This window comes from Sorangium sp. So ce448 (assembly GCF_051520915.1).
Classification (GTDB): domain Bacteria; phylum Myxococcota_A; class Polyangia; order Polyangiales; family Polyangiaceae; genus Sorangium; species Sorangium cellulosum_B.
This window is the reverse complement of the sequence record NZ_CP150343.1, coordinates 3218279-3239249: the sequence shown is the minus strand read 5'-3', so window position 1 is coordinate 3239249 and position 20971 is coordinate 3218279. Positions and strand designations below refer to the sequence as shown.

Genomic DNA, 20971 nt, shown 5'->3' with positions numbered 1-20971 from the left:
GAGCGCCTTGAGTCCGCTCCGGACGGTCGATAAACATGCCCCCGAACGGCTGTCCTCCAGGTAGGTCCTGGGCTGCTTGACCGGCGCAGGATGGTGTTGGTACGGTCGGCCACCGCTTGCGGGTGTGTGGACCGGTCGATTTGGGGGAGGACACCGATGAAACACGTGCTGAGCGCCTTGATGGCTTTGCTCACCTGCGGCTGCTCGATCCTCGATCCTGACGACCGCGAGGAGCTGAGACGCCAAATCGCAACGCTGCCTCCCGCCGAGATGTCGCTCATGAAGCGGACGATCATGAACGTCAAGGCGATAAACTGGCTGCGCGGAAAGTATCGCGGTGATCAGGTGGGCAAGCTCCAGTGCCGCTACCAGGCCGGCGGTCAGTGGAGCAAATGGACCGACCAGGAGCCTACCCACACCGTCGCCGACCTGCTCGAATGTCTCATTCGGAGACCTTTTGCCGTGACCTACGTCATGTGCAAGGACGAATGGGAATCCGTGGAGCGCCAGCTCAGGAAGACCGACCTCCAGAACAGCCTGCCGGTGCCTGGAGGCGCGAGCATCGATTGCCGCTACGTGTGGGATTTTCGCTACGAACCGGAGAAGGTGCCTCCTGAGCTGATCGACCCCAACGAGATCTCGGCGGACGATATCATCGATGCGATGATCGCCTTGCCCGCGCCGCCTCCTGGATGGGCCGCTCCTCAGCTCGCCCCGCTCCTCTGCCCGCTCGGCGCCGGACCGGGCTGGGGGTGCCCTCCCAGGCCCAGCGATACGGACGGCGAAGAGCCTGCGACCCCGACTGGCGGAGACCCGGGAGACTATTGATGAGCCCTTCGGCGGGGGCGATGCAGCCCATCGTACGCCGCTTCCTGCGCGAGGTGGCCATTGGATATGGGCTCTTCTCGACCCGGGATCCCGAAGAATGGAAGCTGTACTTCGAGGACCTCGGCAAGCTGTGCGCCGAGGCATGGCATGACGACCTGCCGGAGGAGGACCGGGCATGGGCGGCTGCGCGGCGCGAGCGATTCGGGAAGTGGGTCGAGGGGCCGAGGCCGAACGGCACCGGCCCGCAGGAGACCGCGAGCGCCCTCCCGAGCGGCCACAGCGCCGTCCCCGAACGGTTCACTCCACCATGGCCCATGTTGCTCGACGCTGTCGAGGCCGCGTTCCTCTCGTTCCTCGATGGCTTCGAAGCGGCGCCCGCCGGTGAGAGCGAAGATGCGGCGGCCGAGGCGATGTCGCGCCTCCACCGGACCTATCTGTGGCAAGCCTTCTCGTCCGGCGACACGGCCCAGAAGCACGGGCGCGTGGCGCTCCGCGCCTTCCAGAAGGGGTTTGCGCTCGGGCGCCGCGGGAGGTCGGGTTCGATGCAGAGGCCGATCCCCCCGATGCTGGAGCCGCCGTGGTACTGGGGGGCCGGGCTGCCGGAGTACCCCGGACCGACCGCCGCCCGGGAGCGAGCGATCCGCGCCCTACCTGACGCAAAAGATCGGAACGAGTGGGCCTCGCGCAAACAGGAGCTGCTCGAGATCTACGCCAGCGCGTGGCGGGAGGACGTCCCGGACGAGGACCGCGAGTGGGCTCAGGCGTACCGCGATTGCTGCACCGGACACGTCAACCGCCGCCGCCTGGAGGCGATCGCTCGGAGCGCCTATGAGAGCTACCTCCAGAGCAGTGGTGGCGTCTTCGACGGGGCGCCCGGACGAACGTGGCCGAATCACACCGATCGGGAATTAGAGCCCTGGCGCGCTTTCGCGGAGCGGGTCGATGACGCGCCCGAAGGCGAGAGCGAGCTCGAAATGGCCGAAGCTGCAGCTCGCGAATACTGGGATACGCTCTACCGGGACGCCCCACCGTGGGACAGCGACCCGGACCGGGCGCACTGGCTCGCAGCGGCCCGTGCGGCACGCGCCAAGGCGCTGGCCGGCTATGAGCTGCCGAAGCGACGTTGGCTCCGGTGAAGGTCGATGACGCGCCCGAAGGCGAGAGCGAGCTCGGCACGGCCGCGGTGACAGCGCGACGAATGGGATATGCTCTGTAGGAAGTCCCCGCCGTAGATCGCTATCCGGCCCAGGCACGCTGACTCGCGGTAGTCCGCAGTGCCCGGAGAAAGGCACAGGCCCACGATGGTCCACCGAAGATGGCTCGGGCTTTTTCTGAGCGGTCCCTGCGCCGGGCTCGCCGCGATCTCGCTCGTGTCCACGGTCGCCCAAGCGGAAGACGGCGCGCCGCCGCGATGGCAGATCGACGTCAAGGCGGCCTATGTCGTGCTGGGAGCCCGCGCCGCGCGGGCGACGGGTGGCATCATGCCGTCAGTCACCGGCTTGCACCGATGGCCCGTACGTGAGGCCATGGACGTCGGTATCGGAGCCGGAGTGGGCCTGTTCGGTCTGAGCGGCGACGCACACTGGCTCGGCGTGCTGGGAGGTCCGGCGGCGGCAGTCCGCGTCGTGCCGTTCCGCATCCCCTTGTCGTTGGAGCTCGCGACGCGGCTCGACTTCGGGCGCATCCCCGTGTGCAACGCGTGGGGATTGTGCTCGCGGTACTATGGGTTCTTCCCGGCCGTGGAAGCCGGGGCGACCTACCAATCGACGCAGCACGTGGCGGTCGCAGCGACCTGCGGCATCCGCTTCATCCAGACGCTCGCATGGTCTGGCGTCAGCGTGGAGCCGGCAGTGGCGGGTCGGTTCTCCTGGTAGGAGCAGCCCGCCTCTACCGCCTAGGGTCACGCGCGCTGTGAGGGCGTTTGTCATGCGGCCCCGGGCGAGCCGGGCGCTCCCTCTCGACCGCGGTCGACGAGTCTCGGCGCTCCGCCCGGTTCAGCCCTCGCTTGACCTCCGCGGGTCACCCGGGGACCATCCCCCGCAGCTACCGGGACGGGTGCCGGGGGCACCGCGGATGGGAGGGAGCACCAGATGATCGACCTGTACACGTGGACCACGCCGAACGGCTACAAGCCCGTCATTCTCCTCGAGGAGCTCGGGCTCGCCTACCAGATCAAACCGATCGACATCGGCTCCGGCGCGCAGAAAACGCCGGAGTACCTGCGCATCAACCCCAACGGGAAGATCCCCGCGCTGCAGGATCACGACCACCCGAACGGGCCAGTCACCGTCTTCGAGTCGGGCGCGATCCTCATCTACCTCGCCGAGAAGACGGGCAAGCTCTTGCCCGCGAGCGAGCCGGGCCGGTCGCGCGTCATCGAGTGGCTGATGTTCCAGATGGGCGCGGTGGGGCCGATGCTCGGCCAGCTCGGCCATTTTCGCAGCGCCGCCCCCGAGAAGATCCCCTACGCGATCGAGCGCTATCAGAACGAGCAGGACCGCATCTACAAGGTGCTCGACGGCCGTCTCGCCGAGTCCGAGTACCTCGCCGACGAGTACTCGATCGCGGACATCGCCACGTTTCCGTGGATCTCCGGGGCCGCGCGCATGGGGGTCGCGATCGAGCCGTATCCGAACCTCGATCGCTGGGAGCAGGCGATCAAGGCGAGGCCGGCGGTCACACGGGCGCTCGCGGCGAAGATCAAGCCCTGAACGCCGTGCGCAGGTAGAACCTGCAGCAAAGCGCCCGGCGCTCGCGTACACTCCGGGCGCTCGGCATGGATCAGCCCGTCCCCGGGGACAGCAGGGCGCAGCAGGCAGACGTCGCGGGCGCGCTCGCGGATCGGGCCTTCGACGCGCTCGGCGTCCTGCTACGCGGCTTCGAGGACGCGGCCGAGCGCGACGGGGCGGGCGCGCTCGAGAACGCGCTCGCCCGCGGCCCGGAGCACCTCCACGGCGGCCTGCTCACCGCGATCCTCCGGCTCGTGTTCCTGCTGCACGCGGAGGACCGCGGGCTCCTGCCGGCCTCGGACCCGTACTACGCCGCGCACCTCGGCGTGCGCCCGCTGTTCCAGCAGCTCGCGGCGGAGCGCGGCGCGCGCCCGGGCGCACCGCGGCGGCGCTTCGTGGCGTGGCCGCGGCTCGTCGCGCTGTTCCGCGCCATCTTCCACGGGCTCCGCCGCCCCCAGCTGATCCTGCCGGCGCGGGGAGGACAGCTCTTCGACCCCGAGCGATACCCGTTCCTGGAGCACGCGACGCCGGACGACCCCGCGGCCCCGGACGACCCCGCGGCGCCACGCGCGCCGTCGGTCGACGACGGCACGGTGCACGCGGTGCTCGAGCGGCTCCTCGTGCTCGACGGGCGTCCGCTGTCGTACCGGGCGATCGACGTCGAGCAGCTCGGCGGCCTCTACGAGGCGCTCATGGGCTACCGGGTCGAGCGCGCCGCCGGGCCGACGGTGTGCCTCCGGCCCGACAGGGTCTGGGTGGGGGCGGCCGAGGCGCTCGCGCAGCCGACGGCGCGACGGGCGGCGTGGCTCGCCGAGCGGGCGGGCATCTCGCGGCGGGAGGCGGGGAGGCTCGGGGGCGCGCTCGTCGCCGCGGAGACCGCGGCCGGCGTCCTCGAGGCGCTCGGGCCGCTGCGCGCGAGGGACACCGACGTGCTCGGGGCGGGGCGGCTGTTCCTCCAGCCGATCGCCGAGCGGCGGCGGACGAGCTCGCATTACACCCCGAGGAGCCTGTCCGCGCCGATCGTCGCGCGGACGCTCGAGCCGCTGCTCCGGCAGCTGGGCGAGGAGCCCGCGTCCGAGGCGCTCCTCCGGCTCGCGATCTGCGACCCGGCGATGGGCTCCGGCGCGTTCCTCATGGAGGCGTGCCGGTACCTGGCCGACCACGTGGTGGCCGCCTGGACGCGCGAGGCCACGCGCGGCGACGCGGCGGCGGCGGCGCGGCTCGCCCTGCCGGGCGAGGGCGCCGTGAGCCACGCGCGCCGGCTCGTCGCGCGGCGCTGCCTCTACGGCGCCGACAAGAACCCCTTCGCGGTGAGCCTGGCGAGGCTGTCGCTCTGGCTCGTGACGCGCGCGCAGGACGAGCCGTTCACGTTCGTCGATCACGCCCTCCGGCACGGCGACTCGCTCGTCGGGCTCGACCTTGCCCAGCTGCGCGGCTTCCACTGGAAGCCCGCGGCGCCGGCGCCGCCGCTGTGCGAGGCGATCGACGCCGCGGTGGCGCGGGCGCTCGAGCTGCGGCGGCGGCTCGCCGAGGAGGCGGAGCATCCGGCGAGCCTGCGAGACCCGGGAGGGCCGGACGTCCCGGAAGGCGGCGAAGCTCAGCTCCCGGCGAGCCTGCGAAACCCGGGAGGGCCGGACGTCCCGGAAGGCGACGACAGCGACGCCGCGCGCCGGCGAGCGCGGCTCGCCGAGGAGGTGGACGAGGCGATCGCCCGGGCGCGGCTGCTCGGCGACCTCGTCGTGGGGGCGTTCTTCGCGCACGGGAAGGACCGTGACCGGCTGAAGGAGCGCGCTCGGCGGGCCGAGCTCGCGATCGCGTGGCTCCGAGGCGGCGGTCCGCCTTCGGAAGAGCTCCTGTCGATGCAGCGGGCGCTCCGCGAGGGGGCGCCCGGGGGGCCGCCGCCGCTGCCTGCGTTCCACTGGCCGCTGGAGCTCCCGGAGGTGTTCCAGGGGCCGCGCCCGGGCGGGCCCGGCGGCGCCCGCGAGCCGCGGCCGGCGCGGCTCGGCGCGTTCGTCGGGAACCCGCCGTTCCTGGGCGGGAAGCGGATCTCGACGGATCACGGCGAGCTCTACGCCGCGTGGCTCGAGCAGCTGCACGGCGCCACGAAGAACACCGATCTGGCCGCCCATTTCTTCCGCCGCGCGGCCGCGCTGCTCGGGGGCCGCGGGACGGTGGGGCTCATCGCCACGAACACGATAGCTCAGGGCGACACCCGGCGTTCGGGCCTCAGGCCGCTCGTCGAGGCGGGGGGCGCGGTCATCTACCACGCCGTGCGCAGCGTCCCGTGGCCGGGAGACGCCGCGGTCCACGTCGCCGTCGTGCACCTCGCGCTGGGCATGTCGCCGGGCGACGGCGTGCCGCCGCCGCGGCTCGACGGCGTGCCCGTGGGCCACATCAACTCGCACCTGCGCGCGATGCCCGAGCGCCCCGACCCGCGCCCGCTCGGGGCCAGCCGGGATCTGTGCTTCATCGGCTGCTTCCTCCGGGGCGACGGCTTCGTCCTGACGGACGGCGAGGCGCGGGCGCTCCTCGCAAGCGATCCTGCGGCCGGCGAGGTGCTCCGCCCGTTCCTCGGCGGCGAGGAGGTCAACTCGTCCCCTTCGCACAGCCCGCACCGTCACGTCATCGACTTCGGCGAGCGCGGGCTCGAGGAGGCCGGCCGGTGGCCCGCGCTGCTCTCGATCGTGCGGAGCCGGGTGAAGCCGGCGCGGGATCGCCTGAAGGGCACAGGCATCGACGCGGGTCACCGGGCGCGCTGGTGGCAGTTCGCCAACACGCGGCCCGAGCTCCGGCGCAAGATCGCCCCGCTCGAGCGGTGCCTCGTCGCGGCGCGGGTGACGAAGCACCTGTGCTTCGCCTTCCAGCCCGCGGGCCGGACGTTCTCGGACCAGCTGTGTGTGTTCGCGATCGACGACCATGCCCGCTTCGCCGTGCTCCAGTCGCGCGCGCACGAGACGTGGGCACGGCTGCTCTCCTCGACGATGGGAGAGGGCCTCCGGTACGCGCCGTCCGACTGCGTGGAGACGTTCCCCTTCCCTCGCCCGGACCACCTCGCCGAGGGCGGCCGCGTCGAGGCCGCCGGCGAGCGCCTCTACGCGGCCCGCGCGCGGTGGATGCTGGCGTCGCGGCTGGGGCTGACGGAGACGTACAACCTCATCAAGGACCCGAGGTGCAAGGAGCCGAGCATCGTCGAGCTGCGCGGCCTCCACGAGGAGATGGACCGGACCGTCCTGGCGGCCTACGGGTTCGGCGGCGTGGATGTCCCCCCGTACGCGGAGCCCGCGACCCCGGGAGAGCGGCAGGCACGGAGCGCGTTCGAGGACGCGCTGATCGACCGGCTGTTCGCGCTGAACGAGGCGCGCGCCGCGGAGGAAGAGCAGGCTGGAGCAGAGGGCGGGTCGTGACGGAGCGCGCCAAGAAAACGGGGTATGCCATGCGTGTTCTCGGAGCGACGCTCTTGCTCGTCCCTGCCTTTGGCGCTGGCGTACTGGTCGGCAGATCCCTCCTGGACCGGAGGCCGCCAGCGAAGGAGAAGGGAGCGGATCCCGCTTCGGATCCCTCGTTGCGGAGAGACCGGCGAGCGCTCGCTGCATGTCGAGAAGAGCTGGCAGCCCGTTCGGAGCCGCGAGCGACCGCCTCGGCGGCCGAGGCTCCTCCGGGGGAAGAGAGACAAGACACTCCCGAACGGGCGGCCACCGTGGATGAGCTCGAGGTGGAGCTGAAACGGTGCAGGAAAAGCGAGATCCTTGTCGACGCTGAGCTTTGCATCGCCGCGGCTCGCCAGTTCAAAGCGCTGCTGGCATTGCCCAAGGACGGGTTGATGTGCGGGCCGAAGTCCAGGTCTGCCGATCTCATCGAGAAGAACTTCGAGAGCTGCGCGGCGCTTTCGGACGTTCCCGCGGATCTTCGCTCGAACGATCTCACCAAGGAAGAATCGAGCCTCATCGCGGACGCGATCCGGGTTCGTGAGACGCTCACCGAAGACGATCTCCTCCGCAGCCTGAAAGAGTTCGTCTGGACGTGCACGGAGACGCCCCCGAAGCTGCCTCCGATGCCGAAGCAGGCACCGAAGCCTCAGGGAGATTGACGCATGAGCGAACGCCCCAAGAGCGCTGGCCTCATGGTTCGTCTCCTTATCGCGGTGGCCGTGCTCGGCCTCGTCTTTGGTGGTGGCGTGCTGGTCGGCTGGGCGACGCGGGAGCGCAGACCTCCGGCCGTGGAAACGAGCGCGGCGTCCATCCCTGAGGCGGAGGTGAAGCGAGAGCTCGGCGCGTGCCGGCGAGAATTGAGAGCGCGCGCGAAACCGACAGCCATCCCGCCGGCCACGGCGGCGTCTCCTCCGGGAGAAACGGACGACGCCGGATTGGAGAAGACCGCCAAGGTCGAGGCACTGCAAAAAGAGGTAAAAGAATGCACAGCACGAGAGACCTTGGCCAATGCTCATGTTTGCGGCACCATCACAGATCACACCAACCTGCTGTTCGTCTTGACATACAGCGCGTCATGTGTAGACGAGGCGGAGGTTGGAGAATTTCTCGTCAATAGCCTCGAAAAGTGCTCGAAATTCGAGAAATTTCCAGAGCACCTGAACGAAGATGAGCTAACGCAAGAAGAAAAATTCATAATCTCACAGTCACAACAAAACCGCGCAATCAAGACAAAGAACAACTTGGCCAACGAGGTGCAAGAGACATTCCGCAGGTGCCGCAAAAGATTCGGACTGTCTGCCGAATGAACGGAGGTGATCATAACGTCATCTCCCAGGCGGTCTGGGTGGGTGGGGCAGCTTCGACGGGTGAACGGACCAGGTCGAAGGAGGTCCGGTGCGTTTGCGTGTCGCGCGCGTGATCGTCCAGCTTGTCGAGCGCGAAGGTCAAGGCGCCCCAGAGCCGCCACCGAACGGGTATCGGGCCACCAGAGAACTCGATGGGTGAGCGGAGCTCTAATCCGATCGCAACCTTATGACTCCATATCGCCAGCTCGCTGCCGCGGACCGCGAGTGAGGGGACAGCGTTGACGACGGCATTCTTGCCGCCGACCATGATCCCCAAGTTCGCTTGCGCGTGCTGGTTATGAAGAGCGTAGAACCGCACACCGCCCAAGTACGCAATCGACAGGGGAACGTCTGAGGACTGTGGCATGATGGCCGCAGACACAGCCCCCGTGAGCTGGATCAACGGCAGCGAGGTCTCCCAAAGATTGATGTGGCCCGCGGTGGCGGGCGCGCCGGTGATGACACCGCTCACGGGCTCGTTCGACCTCTGCGAGCCCTGCCCCCGGGCGGCCATTTGCAGGAGCAACCCGCCGCGCCGGTTGTCGAAGAGAGGGACCCCCACGCTGATGCTCGCTTCGCCGACCCCAGGAGGGAACACGGGAATCCCGCTGGCGCAGGGAGAGTATCTTATCTGCCTGTACCAAAGGCGTGTCGTGGCGAGGAGCGGAATTCCCGCCACGCGCTCTCTCATCTGAACCTGCCCACCGCCCCAGAACCCGTTGAAGGGCTCGGGAGCCGTGCAGGGGCCCTCGTCGGCAAAGACCTTCGAGGGTCGGACGAAGGCGGAGGCGACGATGATGGCGGTCGCGAGGATGCGCGCAGGCATGACCATCACTACCCCCCTCACTCCTCGGGGATGATCTCCACATCCTCCATCGGGTGCGCCGCTGGCTGTCCCCTCGGCGGGCAGACCAAGAAGCTCAACCCTGCATACACGGGCTGTCCATCGGGGCCGAACTCTTTGACGACGTCGGGGGGCTCAACGACTGCACAGTATCCCGACTCGAAGTAGGTAAAGTCCTCAGTGCACCAATTCTGGACGTCCAACATCAGAGAAACGTACTCCGAATAGGCAGCATTTTTACTCCGAACGTTCTCGCACTGAGTGCCATACCACTGTCCTCCGTGGAGGAGCGGCTTTCTAGAATAACTCCACCCCTGGCAACATTCGAGCAAGCACTCCGCGGGGATGCAGTGCTGATCGAACCAGTTCCCGACGATGGGCTGCGCCCTCTGCGGGTAGCCGCTCCGCAGAACGCGTTCCGAAGCGTGCTTGTGGAAGGCGGCCCCGTGCGTAGAGTCGCGGTGCGATGACGGAGCGACGGAGCGGGGACGCAGGCGTCGAAGTGCCGAGCCTGACGACGGCGGTGCTGAAGCTGTCTGCGCCGCACGTCGCGTGGCCAGGCCGCGAGGACGCCCCCGGCCGCGCGACCGGGCGCCCGCGTCGCGCGGCCGGGCAGCAGGAGCGCTCGGGAGCGACGGAGGCCGCCGGCGTGCGGCGCCGCAAGAGCGCCGCCCAGCCGTCCGCAGAGGAGGTGAGCGGACGGCGGCCGACGCGAGACGCGGACAAGCAGCGCCGAAGCGATGCGACCCGAAGGGGCCCCGCCAGGACGAGCTCGACGGCGGCCGGGCGAAGCGACGACAGCACCGGCTCGACGAGCCGACGCACCTCGGCGCGGAAAGGACGCGCGCCGGTCTCGGCCGCTCCGGACGCGACGAGCGCTGTGGGCGCGACGGAAGCGGGCGACGCGGCGCGATCAGCGGTCGCGGAAGGCGAGCCGCGAGCCGGTGATCCGAGCCAGGTCCAGGTACTTGAGCCGCCCCTCGGCGATGAGGCGTTGTCGCGTCGCGACCCAGTTCTTGGGACTCAGGTCGAGGATGCGACTGAGCGGATAGCTCGGAGCCACGGTCAGGATCTCCTGCAAGTAGAGCTCGGGGTCGAGCCCGTGCATCTGGCAGGTCGCGATGAGCGACGAGATGGCACAAGACCGGACAGCGTGCTCGTCGCTGCCGTGGAAGAGCCAGTTGCGCCGTCCCTTGACGACGCGGCGCAGTGCCCTCTCGGAGGCATTGTTGTGGATGGGGATCTCCCCGTTGGAGAGGAACTCGCAGAGCGCCTCCCTCTGGTTGTGCAGATAGACCAGCCCTTCGCGCAACGGCGAATGCTCCGGGACGACCTGCCGCTGCGCCTCGACCCAGGCGAAGAGCTTCTCAATCAGCGGTGCGGACTTGCGCTGCCGGATCTCGAGGCGCTCGTCCGGGCTGCACAGGGCGCATTCCTCCTCGACGCGGAAGAGCGCCTGGAGGGTCTGGAGCGCGAACGCCGCCTCCTTGCCCGCCCCGGCCTTGAACGCCTTGAAGAAGCGCCTTCGTGCATGGCTCCAGCAGCCGGCCTCGCGCGCCTTGCCCGGCCCGAACAGCACGTTGTGGTTGGCCGAGGCATCGGCGACGAGCGTCCCCTGGTAGCCGCCGAAGAGCTTCGCGACGGTGGGGCCGTCGTACGTCGGTGTATAGCGGAACAGCACCCCATCGCCGGGCGCGACCAGGACGAAGACATGCCCATAGCGGTGCTTGTCCTTGGCCCGGATGGCGGTGCCCGTCGCATCCATGGCGAACCACGACCGCGAGAGGGCGTCGCTCCAGATGGCATCGGCGATGCGCATCGCGATGCCGCCACACTCGTACTGCCAGCGGGTCATGTTGCCGCGGCCGATGCGGAAGCCGTGGCGATCCGACTCCACCTCTTGCCGATAGTACGGCGTGTGGTAGTCGAGCTTGTGGACGAACAGATGGGCCAAGAGGCTCGGATCGGCAAGACACCTGTCGATCGGGCGCTCCGGCAGCGACGCGATCTTCACCGGTCCGCTGTCCTCCGCAGCGTCCGACTCGGGCGTGTAGCGTACAAGGACGCCGTCGACGAAGGGGCTTTGCTTGAAGGACGTGTCCGCGGGGATCCCCAGGAGCTCGTGCTCCTGCACGACGAGCGGCTCGCCGCGCTTGTGATTCAAGACCGGCCCGGCGGCTGGCGAAGGAGCCGGCTCCTCTTCAGCTGCGCTGCTCGCCGCCGGTGCCTCCGCCTTGGCCACGTACTTGAGGCGACGCGTGACGAGCTCGAGGAGGCCTCCACGCCGGTAGCCGATGCTCGAGCTGTCTTCGGCGCCCACACGCTCGAAGCGCTCGAGGCCTTTGAGCAGCACCTCCTGCGGCAGCGACTCGATGATCACCCTCGGAATGACACCGATGCGGCGGCGCCCGTGCTCGTGGCGCTTGACTGGCTTGCCACCTCCGGGATCGGAGCCGGAGGAGGATTCTGCCGTCCCCGCGTGCTCCGGTGGGCTCGCGGAGCCCGGCGGCGGGCTGCTGGCCTCGCCCGGGTCCGCTTCGGGCGCGGCGTCGATGCTCTCGGCCTGCGACGAAGTCGGAGCCGGACAGGCACCTGGCTCCCCGGCCAGCGAAAGCCGCAGCTGGTCAGGCGAGACCTGCTCGGAGACGTGGCGCCGGAATCCGATCTCCAGGGTCCGAATCGTCTCCTGCAGCTGTTGATTGTACGCCTTGAGCGACGCGACGCTGCGAGCGAGCTCTTGGGCCTGCTGCTCCGCCGTCGAGAGCTCGGCCAGCCTCGCCTCGAGCTCCTGCACCCGCCGGAGCAGCGCGTCGACCACCGACGCGGGGCCAGCGGGGCTCCCCTGTCCTTGTCCCCTGGCCTGGAGATAGCCGAGCACGAGCGCCGCGCCGTCAAGGCGCTCTGTCTCCGCCGACTGCGGCAGCGCGGTCTCACCGGGGCGTGTCGTCGAGGTCAAGGCGCGCCATGGATGCCCCCTGCGCTTGCTCTTGACAAGTACCTTGTGCAGAGAAAATTCGCTGGTTTTGATGAGAATTTCTCGTCGAAGACGGGAATGCAGGACCGCCATGGTGCGCCATCGGCGGCGCGCTCTCGCGAGGTCTTCGGGCGCGATGCAGCGCGCGCCCTGCTCCATCTCCGCATCGGGCTGCGCCGGCCGCCATCGGGCCGCGCTGGCGCCGGCAGCGCGGTGAACGAGCGCCGGCGCAGACGCCTCAGTGGATCAGCCGGCGGCGGCTTGCCAGCTCATCTACAGGCAGACCGGCGAGCAGCTGCGCGAAGTCCTGTGCTGACAGCTCGATACACTTGCCGTCGGCCTCGGTGAACGAAGGCAGAGCAAATGCACCCTTCGAGAGACGTTTATACAAGATCGTGTATCCATTGCGATCCCACCAAAGGGCTTTGAGCCGGTTGCGCCTCTTGTTGAGGAACAAGAACAGCGCGCCGCTGGCCGGGTCCAGGCAAAGCACCTGCCGGGTGATCGCGGCGAGCCGGTCGAACGCGCCACGCAAGTCCACTGGACCGACCGCCAGATAGACGGCAATCGTCGCGGGGGTCACCGTCCCCTCCGCAACGCTTCGATCGCTTCCACGAGCTCGCGCGCGCCTATCCCACATACCTGCATCCGCGTCCCATCGGCAAACGCGACGTTGAGCCGCAAAGGGGGCGCCTCGCGGCGCTCCGGGCGCACCACGACGGGTAGGAACGGAACCTGCTGAGCCGCCTTGGGGGCTCTTGGCGACGCACCCTCGTCTGCGCGCTCACCGTCAGCCACCCATCGGTCGGCAGTCATCTTGTGGACACCGAGCTCCGTGGCGATCTCGGTCGGTGTTGCCCCCGAGCGGGAGCGCGCCTTGGCGTAGGCCTCGGCTCGCTCCCGCAGCTCGCTCGGGAATTTCCCACGGCTCTTCTGCTCTCGATACCTCGACAGCTCTGCACGCAGCTGTACCAGCTCCCTGCTTCCTGGCATCGCTCGCTCCTCTTCGCTCGGCGAGGGCACGGCCCTCATCTGGCGTCGCGTAGCGTGTAACCGAATCTGGCCAGGGGAAAGACGCGGTCTGCGGAGCGGCTACCTCTGCGGGCCATCGCCGAACGTGCAGCCCTCGAGGGCGAGCGCCGCGGCAGCAGCGGCGATGACCGTGGATGCCGACCGAACCGCCGTCCGGGTGATCCAGGCAGCGATCCAGTTCCTCAATTCATGGCGCCACATGAGAAAATCTCCTTGAGGGGACGACACTCTGGACCTTGGGGTGCGTCGCGAAGGGCCTCTCAACGCATCCCGCAGGCGCCGGCCCCCCCAGAAAGGCCCCTCCCAGACATAAACGACTGGCTCGGTCGCGGCAACGTTTGCGGCAGGTCTCGTCGAGCTCCTCAGCGACATTGCTGTCGGAACCGAGGGACATGTCGGGACGAGCTCGCGTCGTCGCGCCGCCGCGTCGGCCGCCAAGCTCTCGGCAGCGCCGCCCTACTCGCAGCCTGTGAAGCACAGACGGGGGTCGGACATCACAGCCGCTCGTCTCACGGATTTCGCCCAGATGGAATCCTGCATTGCGTATTCCGGCATATCAGGCCGCCCGTTCCGACCTGGCCCGGCCACCGCCTTGTCGACACCCTCCAGATCGAATTTCAACTCTCCGGCAACGTGTCGACCCCCTCCGGGGAGAACTTCAATTCTCCCGGCACACCCGGCGCGTCGACGTCTGACGCTGTGTGCCAAGCGCAAGCCCTGCGAGAGCTCACGAAACCGCGCAGCACGCTTCCGGCGCCCGCACTCCCGACCGTTCCCCTAGCACCGCTTTCTTTCGCCCACACCACACGCACCCGCAGCCACACCTGCGCATGGCTGCGCCCAAGACAGCGCGAGGGTCGATCACCTCGCTCGTATCGTTGCTCGCGCCTGTCCGGCCGGTTGAACATGGGGCGACGCTCACGCCGGAGCTGTCGCGCAGGGAGCTCGCGCGGGTGGAGCTGGAAATCAAGCAGCCTGTAGCGCTTCGGGTGGAGAGCCTCCCCCATTTTGGCTCTCCGGCCAGGCGCGGGGAGTGGTAGTCTCAGGGATCATGACAAGACTTCATTTCGCGACGCGTTGCTGCGCTGTGCTCGCAGCGCTCTGGCTGCCCGTGATCGCCTGTTCATCGGGCGGCAACGGTAACACCACGACAAACGGCGCGGTCGGCCAGGGCGCCGGCGGCGCCGGCGGCGGCAGCGTCAGCAGCACCAGCACCGGCGACGATATCGGCGGCGAGATCGGGCTGACAAGCACGGGGCCGGGCGGCGAGCCGCCGCCCGACGCCGGTCACCAGACGACCTGCGACGACGCGGGCAACTGCTCCTGCATCAGCATCGCGTCGATCGGCCGCGAAGGCGTCTGGGGACCGTGCAGCAGCGACAGCACCACGGCGCTCCAGGATTGGCTCAACACGCAGAGCACGGCCCAGGTCGACAACTACAACCGAGAGAAGCCCACGCTCACGGCGGAGTTTCTCGCCAAGTACGACGTGATCCTCCTCCAGTGGATGGTGACGAAGGGCGCCCAGAACGACGACGGGGCGCCGTGGGAGTTCTCGCCGGACGAGGTGAACGCGCTCAAGGACTGGGTCAACAACGGCGGCGGCCTCATCGCGCTGAGCGGTTATCAGTGCAATGGACAGGGATGCACCATCCACGACATCACGGCGACCAACCAGCTCCTCTCGTTCACCGACATCCAGTTCAACGCCGACGGCCTCCTGGATCCCGCGCGGAACGGCTGCGCGAACTGCAACTGCTGGGGCGGCTCGCTGCCGCTCGGCGGCGACCTCCCCGTGGCCGTGGGCAACTGGAACCAGGACACGCCGCTCGGCAGGAACATCCAGAGCGTGGGCGCCTACATCGCGCGCTCGATCAAATCGACGACCGCGACCGTCGACAGCACCGACGGCAGGAACAATTTCGCGGTGCACGAGGAGATCGGCAAGGGCCATGTCGTCGCGTTCGGCGATGAGTGGGTGACCTACTCGGGCCAGTGGCGCGGGACGGCCGCGTGCCTCAATCCGCAGATGTACACGGACCCGAACAGCCCCTGCTACGAGAGATCCGCGGCGCAGGTCTTCCAGATCTCGCAGTTCTGGTACAACGCGATCAAATACGCGGCGTCGTCCGTCGAGTGCTTCACGATCGAGGACCCGGCCATCATCAATTGACGCCGCCCCGCGAGCGCGACGACGGCGGCGGCTCATCGGCTCATCGAGCACGCCGCTCGTCGCGGACGGCCCGATCACACGGTGTGAAGCGTCATTTCGAGCCCATGCCGCGGCCGCCTACGCATTAACCACGCTTCGGGCCGCGTTCTCCTACATCCGAACGAGATCCGGCGCGCCGTGCGGCGGGCCCTCGCCGTCACGGCGCCTTCCGGCGCGCGGCGAGGACCCGCGCCTTCAGCCAACCGTCGATCGCGAGGTCGATCTCCTCCAGCACGCTCTCCCTGGTCCTCCCCGCGGACTTGAGCAGATCGAGCGAGTGGTCGCCGCCCTCGATCACATGCAGGCTGGCCCGCTGCCCGAGGCGCTTCAGGACAGGCCGGAGGAGCCCGAGATCACACAGCGGATCGCGCGTGCCCTGGAGGAGCAGGAGCGGCGCGGGGATCGCGTGCAGGTGCGCGTCCCGGAGCGGGGAGCGCTTGCCCGCGGGGTGGAGCGGATAGCCGAGGAACAGCAGCCCGTCCGCGCGGACGCCGCGGGCCGCGAGGAGCGACGCGATCCGCCCGCCCATCGATTTGCCGCCGATCACGAGGCGCTCCGGCCCGTCCTCGAGCACCCTCTCGATCGCCGCCTCGAACGCCTTCTCCAGGAGCGGCTGCCGATCGGGCGCCTTCCGGCCGAGCTCCTTGTAGACGAAATTGAAGCGGAGCACGGTGTGCCCGCGCGCCAAAAGCCGCCGGGCGACGTCGACCACGAGGGGCGCGTTCATGTCGTTGCCGGCGCCATGGCCGAGGACGACGGCCACGCCGGAGCGCTTCGCCCTCGTCCTCGGGGCGTGGATCACGCCCGAGACAGGGCTGCTATCGACGATCGGGATCGAGATGGAGCGCTCGGCCATGGGGCGCATCCATGCCATGGACCGGCGCCGCTCGTCGAGACGCACGCCGGTCGAACGCCAGGAGAGGGCGCGGCCGCGCCGTGCTCAGCAGGATCCCGACCTTCACCCTCCGGATTCCTGGAGGGGCGATCGCCTCGATCTGGTAGGCTGCGGCGCAGGCTTGCTGGGGCGAGGGTGCACTGCATCATCCACACAATCCGTGGTCGCGCCGAGGGTCGAGAGTACATGTCATTTTCACAGCCACTCCGCTCTTCACACGCCGCGGCAAGCGCAGGCCTGCGAGCGCGCGCAAAGGCCCTCTTCCTGCTCCCGGCGCTCGCCGTCGCGGTATCCATGTGCGGCGGTCGGAGCGAACTCCTCCTGGAGCCAGGCATCGAGGGAGCAGGCCCGGAGGGCCCAGGCCCCGACGAGCCAGGCCCCGACGAGCCAGGCCCCGACGAGCCAGGCCCCGACGAGCCAGGCCCCGCGTGTGTCCCGGTGCCGGAGGTGTGCGACGGCCTGGACAACGACTGCGACCAGGTCGTCGATGAAGGCTGCCTTTGCGCGGAGGGGGAAAGACGGAGCTGTTACTCGGGCCCCTCGGGCACCCAGGGCGTCGGGGCGTGCAAGGCCGGCGTTCAGGTCTGCTCCGGCGATGCGTGGGGTCCGTGCGCCGGCGAGCGCACGCCGGCGCACGAGGACGGGTGCGACCTCGTCGACAACGATTGCGATGGGCAGACGGACGAGGACACATGCCCCGCTGGAACCGCCTGCGCCGTGAGCCTCGCCGCGGACATGGCCTCACCGCCGAAGGGGTGGGCCTTCAATGGCGACGCCTTCTGGGATGCCGACAGGCTGGCTGGCGCGCTCACCGAGGACGAACGCGGGCAGGCTGGCACCATCATCTACCGGAATCCCGTCGCCGCCGACGTCTTCACCGCAACGTTCGAGTTCCGCCTCGGCGGCGGCGATGGGATGGGCTTCATGCTCCAGACGACGGGAGAGACGGCCGTGGGCGACGGCGGCGGCGGCCTCGGTATGGCCGGGCTCGCCGGCTACGGTGTCGAGATCGACACCTACCACAACCTCGGTTGCACAGACGCCAACAAGAACCACGTGGGCGTGGACGATCTCACGCAGCCTTGCGACGGGGGCGTGCTCGGCTCGCTGGGCCAGGGGACGAGCGGCGTCGCGCTCGGCGACGGCGCGTTCCATAAAGCGCAGATCGAGCTCAACCAAGGCAAGGTGAGCCTGATCATCGACGGCAAGAGCCAGTTCCAGGGGTTCACCATCCCCGGCTTCCCCGTCGGGTCGAAGTTCTTTTATGGCTTCGCCGCGGGCACGGGAGACGCCACCGCGCGCCAGGAGATCCGGAATGTGAAGATCACGTTCCCCTCTCCCCGCTGCCTCTGAACGCCGGCGCCAAAGGACGCTTCGCCGCGCGATCGGCGAGGTCTGCGGCGACCTCCTGCTCGTTCCGGGGAGCAGGTGCGCCCCAGCAGCAGGTGCACCCCAGGAGCACGGCGAGCCGCGTGTGGGGCGCCCCACCGACTCGGTCTCGGACGCACATTATCCCCATGTCAAAAATCTCGAACGGTCCTGGAATTCCCTTCCGGAGCCCCTTATCCTTCGGGTCCGCCTCGTGAAGCTGTATGCTTGGGAGACAGCGGCCGATATACTGCCGGTTCGGCACCACCTCGGGTGCCGCCCGCGCGCGACGTGGCCCCGCGGATGATCAAGGCACCAGGTCGCGTGAGTTAGTAAATACATTTTACTTTGGAGCATGCGAGCATGAGATCAGCACCCTTTACACTTCTCCTCTCGGCGTTCCTGTGTGCAGCCGGCTGCTCGGACAGCGGTGAGGGCAATGGAGACGAGACGACCGGCAGCGGCGGCGCGACGGGCGGCACCACCAGCGGCGGCACGACGAGCGGCACCCCCAGCGGCGCGACGAGCGGCACCGGCGAGGCGACGAGCGCCAGCAGCGGCGCGACGAGCGGCACCGGCGATACGACGAGCGCCAGCAGCGGCGCGACGAGCGGCAGCGGCGGCGGCGCGACGACCGGCGGCGGCGCCGGCGGCGAGGGCACGGGCGGCAGCGATGGTACGGGCGGCGGCGCCAGCGCCAGAGTCCCCGCGGCGAGCGCCAGCACGCTGAGGGAGGCCGGTGAGAAGGCGAACCCCCCGCTGCTGATCGGAGCGGCCATCTCCGGCGGTGGTCTCGGTAACAACGACTACAAGCGCGTCGCCGCCGCCGAGCACAGCTATGTGACGGCGGAGAACGAGATGAAGTGGGACGCGCTCGAGCCCAGCGCGGGGAATTTCAGCTGGGGCTCCGCGGACAACATCGTGAACTGGGCGCGCCAGAACAACATGAAGGTCAAGGGCCACACCCTGGTGTGGCACAACCAGCTGCCTGGCTGGATGAGCTCCATGACCGGGAAGGCCAACGTCGAGGCGGCCATGCGCAGGCACATCACGCAGGTCATGGGGCACTTCAAGGACCGCCTCGACCACTGGGACGTCGTCAACGAGGCCGTCCAGACCGACGGCGACACCGGGGTCGGCAATGCTCGCATGAGGCCCTCGGTGTTCTACAACCAGATCGGGGCGGACTACATCGACCTCGCCTTCAAGATCGCGAGAGAGCAGGATCCGAAGGCCAAGCTCTATTACAACGATTACAGCATCGACGCGCGCAACGACAAGGTCGAGTTCGTCTACAACATGGTCAAGGGGATGGTCGAGCGGGGGGTCCCGATCGACGGCGTCGGATTCCAGATGCACATCGGGCCGCCGAACAACGAGGCCACTGGAGCGGATGTGGCGGCGAACCTGAAGCGCTTCACCGACCTGGGCCTGGAGGTGCTGATCTCCGAGATGGACATCAACCGCTGCGGCGGCGTGATCACGGCGGAGGAGCAGCTCACGTACTACCACGACATCGTCGCGGCCTGCTTCAAGGAGCCCAAGTGCACCGCCGTCACCTTCTGGGGGATCAACGACGGCAGGTCGTGGCTCAACAGCTGGAGCGGGGCGCTGTGCAACGGCCAAAGCTCGCAGTCGCTGCTCTTCAACGACCAGTACGGGAAGAAGGAGACCTACAACAGGGTCATGAACGCCCTGCTGGGCAAGTAGCATCCTCCGCGAGCCGCGGCGGCCACGGCGCCGGGGGCCACCGGTTCACATTGTCAGAGAAGAATTGAACAGGGTGGCGGGGAGACGGGGAGATCGATGGGATTTCACTCCCCGTCTCCCCGCCTCGCTGTGAATCTTCCCGAATAACTCGGGGGATCGGCCTCTCGCGCTGCGGGCTCCCCGCCGGCGGCCGGATGCGAGGACCATGACCTCGCTCGTCAGCACCTCCCCGGCGCCGGCGCGCCGGCGCGCCGGTGCCGGCGAACTCACCGGCTCACTGCGGGATCACGATCTGCTGGCACACCCCGCTAGCGCACACGTCGGTGTCCGAGCAGCAGTCCGTGCTGGCCGTGCACGCCTCACCCGACTCCTTGCATTCCCCGCCTCCATCCGGATCCTCACCTGCATCGCTGCCGCCGCCGCCGGCGGGCGGGTCGTCGCCCTCACACGTCGTCGTGATGCACGGCCCCCGCGTCACGGTGACCGTGTCCGACGGGTACTTGCTCGGAGAGGCGTGCACGTAGCTGATGGTCGCGTCGCCGAAGCCCGCCGCGCCGAACGCCGAGGCGCTCACCCACACGTCGTAGACAACGCGGTAATCCCAGTTCGGCGTCTCCGAATTGGGGGTGAAGTTCTCGTCCGTCTCCGGGGAGTCTTCGAGGTACGCGCCGTACCCGCACGCGTTGAGATCGCGGTCGAGCGAGGTGGTCGCCGCGACGACGGCGCCGGCGTCTCCGAGGAGCATCTTGCCCTCTCCGCCGACCACGCCGAGCGACGCATAACCGGAGGGGCTCGCCTCGTCGACCGAGATGTAGTCGACGTAGAAGTCGAGCACGAGCTCTCCCTGCCCGTTCGTCAGCTGGAACTGGGCCTTGTCGCTGCCCACGAGATCCTTGAACGTGTGGCCCCCCTTCCCCTTCGGCTTCGGCGCGTCACCGGGCTTCGGCGCGTCACCGGGCTTCGGCGCGTCGCCGGGCTTCGGCGCGTCACCGGGCTTCGGCGCGTCACCGGGCTCCTCGCCGTCGCCCCACCCGATGGCCGTCTCGCCATACGTGTTGTCGACGAACGCGGGGTTGAGCGTCAGCCGCACGTGCACGAGCTCCTCGCTCTCGGCGATCTCGACGACCCGCTCGACGAAGGCCACCGGGGTCGTCGAGTCATTGTTCGTGTAATAGCAGTCGACCTGCTCGGTCCCGCCCACCGGGACCCCCCGCGCGCTCGCGCCGCACGACAGCGGATCGAGGTCCGCGGTGATGGAATCGCCGGCGCCCGACATGCCGGATCCCGGGAAGCTCGGCGCCGGCGCGCTGCCCTCGCCGTCCGAAGGGACGCAGTCATCCCCGGAGATGATGCGGCCGTCCGCGTCTCCTGTGCCCGATAGGGAACAGCCCGCGCCGAAGGCCGCGAGCGACAACAGCCCACCACAGAACCACCCTGTCAACGCGAATGAACGCATCGGGATCCTCCCAATTGGAAAGCAAGCACGACCTGGAGCGCAGCCGGCGAACCCGATCGCCGGCGCGATGATCTCCTCGATGAAGTGAAGGTCGCCGGAGGCGCCGGGAGCAGGCAGGGTTTCGTCAAAAAATCGACACGGCCTCGCGC

At 68.9% G+C, this 20971-nt stretch carries 17 protein-coding genes; 10 read left to right on the top strand and 7 right to left on the bottom strand.

Annotated elements, in window-relative coordinates:
- Positions 1 to 156 precede the first annotated feature (156 nt).
- From WMF45_RS12525 to WMF45_RS12495, 7 genes are all read left to right on the top strand, one after another.
- Entirely contained in the window at positions 157 to 828 is a 672-nt protein-coding gene (locus WMF45_RS12525) for a hypothetical protein (protein ID WP_437717138.1), read from the top strand.
- The gene (locus WMF45_RS12520) at positions 828 to 1964 is read left to right on the top strand and encodes a hypothetical protein (RefSeq protein WP_437717137.1); all 1137 of its coding nucleotides are present in this window, start codon (positions 828 to 830) and stop codon (positions 1962 to 1964) included. Before WMF45_RS12525 ends, WMF45_RS12520 begins: the two co-directional genes overlap by 1 nt.
- Before the next feature lie 234 nt (positions 1965 to 2198).
- Positions 2199 to 2702 (top strand): hypothetical protein, encoded by a 504-nt coding sequence (locus tag WMF45_RS12515; protein ID WP_437717136.1) that lies wholly within the window; start codon positions 2199 to 2201, stop codon positions 2700 to 2702.
- Positions 2703 to 2918: 216 nt separating this feature from the next.
- A complete protein-coding gene (locus tag WMF45_RS12510) occupies positions 2919 to 3539 on the top strand; it encodes a glutathione S-transferase family protein (RefSeq protein WP_437717135.1) in 621 nt (206 codons plus the stop codon).
- 65 nt (positions 3540 to 3604) lie between these two features.
- Entirely contained in the window at positions 3605 to 6961 is a 3357-nt protein-coding gene (locus WMF45_RS12505) for a DNA methyltransferase (protein WP_437717134.1), read from the top strand.
- Positions 6958 to 7644, top strand: coding sequence for a hypothetical protein (locus WMF45_RS12500; protein ID WP_437717133.1), 687 nt, complete (start codon positions 6958 to 6960; stop codon positions 7642 to 7644). The genes WMF45_RS12505 and WMF45_RS12500 overlap by 4 nt, the downstream gene beginning before the upstream one ends.
- Before the next feature lie 3 nt (positions 7645 to 7647).
- The gene (locus WMF45_RS12495; protein WP_437717132.1) at positions 7648 to 8292 is read left to right on the top strand and encodes a hypothetical protein; all 645 of its coding nucleotides are present in this window, start codon (positions 7648 to 7650) and stop codon (positions 8290 to 8292) included.
- Between the two features lie 10 nt (positions 8293 to 8302).
- Here WMF45_RS12495 and WMF45_RS12490 read toward each other — a convergent pair whose 3' ends face one another.
- From WMF45_RS12490 to WMF45_RS12470, 5 genes are all read right to left on the bottom strand, one after another.
- Positions 8303 to 9157, bottom strand: a complete 855-nt coding sequence (locus tag WMF45_RS12490; protein ID WP_437717131.1) for a hypothetical protein — start codon at positions 9155 to 9157, stop codon at positions 8303 to 8305.
- 17 nt (positions 9158 to 9174) lie between these two features.
- On the bottom strand, positions 9175 to 9381 hold the full coding sequence (locus WMF45_RS12485; RefSeq protein WP_437717130.1) for a hypothetical protein: 207 nt from the start codon (positions 9379 to 9381) through the stop codon (positions 9175 to 9177).
- A gap of 707 nt (positions 9382 to 10088) precedes the next feature.
- Positions 10089 to 12131, bottom strand: a complete 2043-nt coding sequence (gene tnpC / locus WMF45_RS12480; RefSeq protein WP_437717129.1) for an IS66 family transposase — start codon at positions 12129 to 12131, stop codon at positions 10089 to 10091.
- A 256-nt stretch (positions 12132 to 12387) separates the two neighbouring features.
- Positions 12388 to 12732, bottom strand: a complete 345-nt coding sequence (tnpB, locus tag WMF45_RS12475; RefSeq protein ID WP_437714117.1) for an IS66 family insertion sequence element accessory protein TnpB — start codon at positions 12730 to 12732, stop codon at positions 12388 to 12390.
- Complete coding sequence (locus WMF45_RS12470; RefSeq protein WP_437717128.1) at positions 12729 to 13142, bottom strand: helix-turn-helix domain-containing protein; 414 nt, start codon at positions 13140 to 13142, stop codon at positions 12729 to 12731. Before WMF45_RS12470 ends, tnpB begins: the two co-directional genes overlap by 4 nt.
- A gap of 1090 nt (positions 13143 to 14232) precedes the next feature.
- Here WMF45_RS12470 and WMF45_RS12465 point away from each other — a divergent pair.
- Entirely contained in the window at positions 14233 to 15354 is a 1122-nt protein-coding gene (locus WMF45_RS12465) for a hypothetical protein (RefSeq protein WP_437717127.1), read from the top strand.
- 196 nt (positions 15355 to 15550) lie between these two features.
- On the opposite strand, the gene WMF45_RS12460 is transcribed toward WMF45_RS12465, so the two are convergent.
- Positions 15551 to 16249 carry an alpha/beta hydrolase family protein gene (locus WMF45_RS12460; protein WP_437717126.1) on the bottom strand — a complete coding sequence of 233 codons (699 nt, stop codon included), beginning with the start codon at positions 16247 to 16249 and terminating at the stop codon, positions 15551 to 15553.
- Between the two features lie 333 nt (positions 16250 to 16582).
- Here WMF45_RS12460 and WMF45_RS12455 point away from each other — a divergent pair, with 333 nt between their 5' ends.
- Together WMF45_RS12455 and WMF45_RS12450 are read left to right on the top strand one after the other, a co-directional pair.
- The gene (locus WMF45_RS12455) at positions 16583 to 17641 is read left to right on the top strand and encodes an L-type lectin-domain containing protein (RefSeq protein ID WP_437717125.1); all 1059 of its coding nucleotides are present in this window, start codon (positions 16583 to 16585) and stop codon (positions 17639 to 17641) included.
- A gap of 378 nt (positions 17642 to 18019) precedes the next feature.
- The gene (locus WMF45_RS12450) at positions 18020 to 19366 is read left to right on the top strand and encodes an endo-1,4-beta-xylanase (RefSeq protein WP_437717124.1); all 1347 of its coding nucleotides are present in this window, start codon (positions 18020 to 18022) and stop codon (positions 19364 to 19366) included.
- 274 nt (positions 19367 to 19640) lie between these two features.
- On the opposite strand, the gene WMF45_RS12445 is transcribed toward WMF45_RS12450, so the two are convergent.
- Positions 19641 to 20822: a hypothetical protein gene (locus tag WMF45_RS12445; protein ID WP_437717123.1), complete on the bottom strand. Its 1182-nt coding sequence runs from the start codon at positions 20820 to 20822 to the stop codon at positions 19641 to 19643.
- Positions 20823 to 20971 lie beyond the last annotated feature (149 nt).

Coding starts and splice junctions, on each gene's coding strand:
- WMF45_RS12525 (WP_437717138.1), top strand. CDS start 157: ATGAAACACGTGCTGAGCGCCTTGATGGCTTTGCTCACCTGCGGCTGC.
- WMF45_RS12520 (WP_437717137.1), top strand. CDS start 828: ATGAGCCCTTCGGCGGGGGCGATGCAGCCCATCGTACGCCGCTTCCTG.
- WMF45_RS12510 (WP_437717135.1), top strand. CDS start 2,919: ATGATCGACCTGTACACGTGGACCACGCCGAACGGCTACAAGCCCGTC.
- WMF45_RS12505 (WP_437717134.1), top strand. CDS start 3,605: ATGGATCAGCCCGTCCCCGGGGACAGCAGGGCGCAGCAGGCAGACGTC.
- WMF45_RS12495 (WP_437717132.1), top strand. CDS start 7,648: ATGAGCGAACGCCCCAAGAGCGCTGGCCTCATGGTTCGTCTCCTTATC.
- WMF45_RS12490 (WP_437717131.1), bottom strand. CDS start 9,157: ATGCCTGCGCGCATCCTCGCGACCGCCATCATCGTCGCCTCCGCCTTC.
- WMF45_RS12485 (WP_437717130.1), bottom strand. CDS start 9,381: ATGTTGGACGTCCAGAATTGGTGCACTGAGGACTTTACCTACTTCGAG.
- WMF45_RS12470 (WP_437717128.1), bottom strand. CDS start 13,142: ATGCCAGGAAGCAGGGAGCTGGTACAGCTGCGTGCAGAGCTGTCGAGG.
- WMF45_RS12465 (WP_437717127.1), top strand. CDS start 14,233: ATGACAAGACTTCATTTCGCGACGCGTTGCTGCGCTGTGCTCGCAGCG.
- WMF45_RS12460 (WP_437717126.1), bottom strand. CDS start 16,249: ATGGCCGAGCGCTCCATCTCGATCCCGATCGTCGATAGCAGCCCTGTC.
- WMF45_RS12455 (WP_437717125.1), top strand. CDS start 16,583: ATGTGCGGCGGTCGGAGCGAACTCCTCCTGGAGCCAGGCATCGAGGGA.
- WMF45_RS12450 (WP_437717124.1), top strand. CDS start 18,020: ATGAGATCAGCACCCTTTACACTTCTCCTCTCGGCGTTCCTGTGTGCA.
- WMF45_RS12445 (WP_437717123.1), bottom strand. CDS start 20,822: ATGCGTTCATTCGCGTTGACAGGGTGGTTCTGTGGTGGGCTGTTGTCG.